Genomic DNA, 6,000 nt, shown 5'->3' with positions numbered 1-6,000 from the left:
CTAACTACGGATTGTGCATGATCATTTTGATCGGTCAACCGATAAACGCCTTAACTGATCAGCATTAGCCTAAATTGGCTATTTTTTTATTGGTAATTAAAATTCAAAATAACCCTGCTCACTTCATATCCTATCTGTGTTCACTTCTGATCTTGAAATGTATTTTCTAAAACTGGCGTTATTGTGATTTGATTTTCCAATAAGTCGAGGTTCGAACTCTGTTTTTGGGATAATTTATGCTTGATTGTCGCTTTTAAAGCATGTTAAAACATAACCAATTCATCAACAGGAACACTTAGCTCAATGAAAATGACTGCGCGTATTTCACTCTTTCTTAACCTCCTACTGGAAACCAGAGGGGTGGGGTGTAATTGCGCGAATTGAGCGACATTTACTGTAGACACCCCGCACTTGCGGGGTTTTTTTTGGCTGAGGATAAGGGTATGCAAGATAAAGTCTGGATTTTCGATACAACATTAAGGGACGGTGAGCAGGCGTTAAAAGCCAGCTTAACAGAAGAAGATAAAATACAACTGGCGCATACCATTAGTCGTCTCAATGTGGATGTCATGGAAGTGGGTTTTCCAGTATCAAGTCCGGCTGATTTTCGTGCGGTACAACGCATTGCTGCCGAGGTAAAAGGTCCAGCGATTTGTGGCCTTGCGCGTGCGGTTAGTAAAGATATCGATGCGTGTGGCGAAGCCCTTAAAGGTGCTGAGCAGCGTCGCATTCACACTTTTATTGCAACCAGTCCTCTGCACCTAGAACATAAGTTAAGAATGAGTCTAGATGATGCGACCAACATGGCGATTAAGGCCATTTCTCAAGCCAGAAAGTACACTGATGATGTTGAGTTTTCATGTGAAGATGCCGGCCGTACGCCACACGCTGATCTGTGTCGTATTGTTGAAGCGGCGATTAATGCCGGTGCATCTACGATTAACTTGCCTGATACCGTAGGTTATGTCACACCAGACGAGTATGCAGCGATGATTTACCATATTCGTAATAATGTGCCTAACATCGACAAAGCCAGACTAAGTGTCCATTGTCACAACGATTTAGGACTTGCGGTGGCAAACTCAATCGCGGCGGTACAAGCCGGTGCAAGACAAATCGAATGTACCATTAATGGTATTGGTGAGCGTGCAGGTAACTGCTCACTAGAAGAAGTGGCGATGATCATGAAGATGCGCCAAGACCACCTAAAAGTGCACACCGATATTCGTAGCGAAGAGATTTATCGCGCGTCACGTCAAGTTGCTAAAATCTGCAATATGCCGGTGCAGCCAAACAAGGCAATTGTAGGCGAAAATGCCTTTGCACATAGCTCGGGTATTCACCAAGACGGCGTCTTAAAAGCACAAAACACCTATGAAATCATGGCACCAGAAACCGTTGGTGTGCCGAGTAATCAGTTAAATATGACTTCACGCTCTGGCCGACATGTTATCGAGCATCGTCTTACCGAGCTTGGCTATCAGAAATCGGATTACGATATGGATAGCCTGTATGAAAGCTTCTTGGCGTTAGCCGATCAAAAGGGCACGGTTTACGACTATGACCTTGAAGCGATGATTTATTTCAACCAAATCAAAGATAAAGACGAGCGCTACCAATTACAGTTCGTCAATGCATCTTCTAACTCTCAATCTATCGCGAGCGCGACTGTGGGGATTGCCTTGAATGGTGAGCTTAAGCAAGAAGCGGCAACCGGCAACGGTCCTGTGGAAGCGGCGTTTGTAGCTATCGAGCGTATCACTGGCATGGCGGTGGAAGTGGTGGAATATAACCTTGATGCGACGGGTAAAGGGGCAAGTTCACTGGGCCAAGTCGATATTATTGCCAAGTTTGATGGTAAGCAATATCACGGTGTGGGACTTGCGGCCGACATCGTCGAAGCGTCAGTGAGAGCTATGATCCGAGTATATAACCTAATTGATAGAGCACAAAAAGTGTCTAGCCTAAAACAACAAAGGAAAGCAGGATGAGTCAAGCAAACTACAAAATCGCAGTACTAGCTGGAGATGGAATTGGTCCAGAAGTGATGCAAGCCGCTGAGCTGGTATTAGATAAAGTGGCGACTAAGTTCAACTTTGCTTTAGAAAAATCACCACAAGCGATNTGGTGCGGCTATAGACCAATTTGGTGAAGCCTTACCTGCGGCGACATTGGCCGCATGTGAAGCCGCTGATGCGATTCTATTTGGCTCTGTGGGTGGGCCTAAGTGGGAGCACTTACCGCCAAATGAGCAACCAGAACGGGCATCTTTATTACCGCTCAGAAAGCACTTCCAGCTTTTTTGTAATCTGCGTCCTGCGCAGCTATTACCCGCATTAAGCGCTGCCTCTCCACTACGCAGTGACATTAGCCAGCAAGGTTTTGATATTTTATGCGTCCGTGAACTTACTGGCGGGATTTATTTTGGCGAAAAAGGTCGCCAAGGTGAGGGCGAAAGCGAGGCGGCGTTTGATACGCAAACCTATTCGCGCAAAGAAATCGAACGCATCGCCCGTTTTGCTTTTGATGCTGCGAGACTTAGAAGCAATCATGTGACATCTGTAGACAAAGCCAACGTGCTGGCAACCAGTGTACTGTGGCGTGAAGTGGTCAATGAAGTCGCAAAAGAATACCCAGATGTGACGCTTGATCACATCTATATCGACAACGCTGCGATGCAGTTGGTAAAGCAACCAAGCCAGTTTGATGTCTTACTGTGCGACAACCTGTTCGGTGACATCCTTTCTGATGAATGTGCAATGATCACCGGTTCCATGGGGTTATTACCATCGGCAAGTCTAAATCAATCGGGTTTTGGCTTATATGAGCCAGCGGGCGGCTCAGCACCAGATATCGCCGGTAAAGGGGTGGCAAACCCAATCGCACAAATCTTAAGTGCCGCGCTGATGCTACGTTATTCATTGGGGCAAGACGAAGCGGCACGCGCAATTGAAAAGGCAGTAGCAGAGGCGGTGAAAGATGGTGTAGGTACACCGGATATCTATCCTCAAGCAGGGTTTACTACTATGGATGTCGCGCAAGCGATCGTCGACAGGGTTTAATAAAGGTAAGAGCAAGTGGCAAAAACATTATACGATAAAATTTGGCAATCCCATGTGGTTGCTAAATTAAACGAGCAAACCGATCTCTTGTACATTGACCGTCATCTAGTACATGAAGTCACTTCACCGCAGGCGTTTGCGGGATTAAGAGAGCAGAATCGTCCGGTAAGGTGTCCAGAAAAAACCTTTGCGACAATGGATCATAATGTCTCGACCAAGAGCCGTTCGATTGATGCTGCCAGTGAGGTGAGCAAAAACCAGCTACAGGCGTTGGCACAAAACTGTGAAGAGTTCGGCATTGTACTTTACGATTTGAATTCCATTAACCAAGGTATAGTGCACGTAATGGGACCTGAGCAAGGGATCACTTTGCCGGGTACAACGATTGTATGTGGCGATAGCCATACCTCAACGCATGGTGCATTTGGAGCGCTGGCTCACGGTATTGGTACATCAGAGGTTGAACATGTGCTGGCCACGCAAACATTACAACAGAAAAAAGCCAAATCGTTAAAAATTCAGGTGAATGGCGTGTTGCGCCCGACCGTGACTGCAAAAGACTTGATCCTCGCTGTGATTGGGCAATTGGGCACAGCTGGTGGCACTGGTTATGTGGCTGAGTTTTGTGGGACGGGGATCGAAGCGCTGTCGATGGAAGCGCGGATGACGCTGTGTAATATGAGTATTGAAATGGGGGCGAAAGCTGGCTTGATCGCACCTGATGAGAAAACCTTTGCGTATTTACGTGGTCGCCCATTTGCACCTCAAGGCGAAGACTTTGACGCTGCGGTGCACTACTGGAAAACCCTGCATAGCGACCCAGATGCTGAATTTGATCGTGTTGTGGAGCTGGATGCTGACAGTGTGCAACCTCAAGTAACCTGGGGGACCAGTCCAGAGCAAGTCATTGGTATTAATGACTTAGTACCGAACCCTGACGATGAACCTAATTTAGTCAAAGCGGATGCGATGCGCAGTGCACTGAAATATATGGGCCTCACAGCAGGGCAAAGGCTAAGCGATGCCAAAGTCGACACCGTGTTTATTGGCTCTTGTACCAATAGCCGTATTGAAGATTTGCGTGCGGCGGCACAAGTGGTGGCGGGCAAGCACGTAGCGGCAGGCGTTGAAGCGCTTATCGTCCCGGGATCTGGATTAGTAAAGCAGCAAGCCGAACAAGAGGGCTTAGCCGATATTTTCAAAGCTGCCGGGTTTGAGTGGCGTGAACCGGGCTGCTCTATGTGCTTGGCGATGAACGATGATCGTCTTGGCGCAGAAAAACGCTGTGCATCGACCTCAAACCGGAACTTTGAAGGGCGCCAAGGGCGAGGCGGTCGTACGCATTTGGTGAGTCCAGCAATGGCTGCCGCAGCGGCAATTGCAGGTCACTTTACTGATATTCGAGGAGAGGCGTCATGAGTGTGTTTCATCAGGGCCTAGTTGCGCCACTAGACAAAAACAATGTTGATACAGACCAAATTATTCCCAAGCAGTTTTTAACTTCAACCAGCCGCGATGGATTTGATAAAGCGCTGTTTTATGATTGGCGCTATCTTGAAGATGGCCAGCCAGATCCGGACTTTGTGCTTAACTATCGACAATATCAGGGCGCGTCAATCTTGTTAACCCGTGACAACTTTGGTTGTGGTTCGTCTCGTGAGCATGCTCCTTGGGCACTAAAACAATATGGCTTTACCGTGATCTTAGCCGAGAGCTTTGCCGATATCTTTTTTAACAATTGTGGTAATAACCAAATGCTTTGCATTGCGTTGCCAGCCAGCACGTTAGATACGCTCTTCGATGCATGTGAGCAACAATCACAAGTGCATTTGAGTATTGATCTAGAAGCGCAGCAGATCAGCGGATCAGGTATAGCACCAATTGACTTTGAGGTGCGAGAAGACATCAAAGCACGCCTCTTGAGTGGTCTTGACTTTATCGGTGAGACCGAATTATTGAATGCCCAAATCGATGCCTTTGAGCAGCAGCTTGCTACGACAAGACCTTGGCAATAATAGCGGTTTACTCAATTTGGTCGAATAATTTTGCCACAAAGCCAGAAGCTGATTAAGCTCTGGCTTTATTTGTTTTAGGTGTCTCCAATGAAAAAATTAACTTTCGCGCTACTCGCGACCTTGAGCTGCGCAGCCTTCGCGCGTCCCGCCCCGTTGGTTTCTATCCCAAGCCATGATGCATTTTTTGACGCTATTAAAGCGCACTGTGGTAAAGCCTACGAAGGTAAAGTAACGGTGGATAATCAAGGGCCAAGCAGCTTTAGTGATGCGCGTCTTGTGATGCACGTTCGTAAATGTGGCGACGCTGAGCTTCAAGTCCCATTTCATGTAGGAAAAGATGCTTCAAGAACTTGGATCATCACCAAAACAGGGAGTGGTTTGAGCTTAAAGCACGATCACCGCCATGAAGATGGCAGCGACGATGTTTCTACTATGTATGGTGGTCATACCCTAGATGCGGGATTTAATACCGTGCAGTCGTTCCCGGCTGATGAATACTCAAAACAGTTATTTGTCCAACAAGGGATACCACAGTCAGTCGGAAATACATGGCAGATGTATATCTATCCAGAGCAGTTTACCTATCGTTTAGTGCGTGAGGGGCGAGAGTTCCGAGTGGACTTTGATTTAACAAAACCGATAACCGCACCAAAAGCGCCTTGGGGATATAATACCAATTGAATTAATTCTCTAATCAATTTGAAGGGTGAAATAGCATATTAGCTTCGTTAAAAATTTCTCATTTAGAACAACTAAATAGCAAAATTCTTGCCTTGCCTATATGGATATAGGTACCTTAGCGGTAGCAGGACGCGAGAGCGGTGCTACTAAAGCTATTTCCCCGCTTCAAGATAGATCATTTACTTAATACAACTGGTATAAAGGCTAAACCCAGAGCGGGTTACAGAAAAAGATTTATAGCG

4 protein-coding genes and 1 pseudogene are annotated in these 6,000 nt (G+C 46.7%); all 5 read left to right on the top strand.

Annotation, left to right across the window (positions count from 1 at the left end; translation table 11 throughout):
- Positions 1 to 443: 443 nt before the first annotated feature.
- A complete protein-coding gene (leuA, locus tag CKO50_RS13890) occupies positions 444 to 1,991 on the top strand; it encodes a 2-isopropylmalate synthase (protein ID WP_095728646.1) in 1,548 nt (515 codons plus the stop codon).
- A pseudogene (gene leuB / locus CKO50_RS13885) lies at positions 1,988 to 3,062 on the top strand (3-isopropylmalate dehydrogenase). Before leuA ends, leuB begins: the two are co-directional and overlap by 4 nt.
- Positions 3,063 to 3,077: 15 nt before the next feature.
- Positions 3,078 to 4,481, top strand: a complete 1,404-nt coding sequence (gene leuC / locus CKO50_RS13880) for a 3-isopropylmalate dehydratase large subunit (RefSeq protein ID WP_095728645.1) — start codon at positions 3,078 to 3,080, stop codon at positions 4,479 to 4,481.
- The gene (gene leuD / locus CKO50_RS13875; protein ID WP_095728644.1) at positions 4,478 to 5,077 is read left to right on the top strand and encodes a 3-isopropylmalate dehydratase small subunit; all 600 of its coding nucleotides are present in this window, start codon (positions 4,478 to 4,480) and stop codon (positions 5,075 to 5,077) included. The genes leuC and leuD overlap by 4 nt, the downstream gene beginning before the upstream one ends.
- Before the next feature lie 87 nt (positions 5,078 to 5,164).
- Complete coding sequence (locus CKO50_RS13870) at positions 5,165 to 5,758, top strand: hypothetical protein (protein WP_095728643.1); 594 nt, start codon at positions 5,165 to 5,167, stop codon at positions 5,756 to 5,758.
- Positions 5,759 to 6,000: the final 242 nt, after the last annotated feature.

Origin of the sequence: Pseudoalteromonas sp. HM-SA03 (assembly GCF_002289345.1) — a bacterium.
Taxonomy (GTDB): domain Bacteria; phylum Pseudomonadota; class Gammaproteobacteria; order Enterobacterales; family Alteromonadaceae; genus Pseudoalteromonas.
Note: the sequence above shows the minus strand (reverse complement) of the source record. Positions and strands in the feature narration are given on the sequence as shown.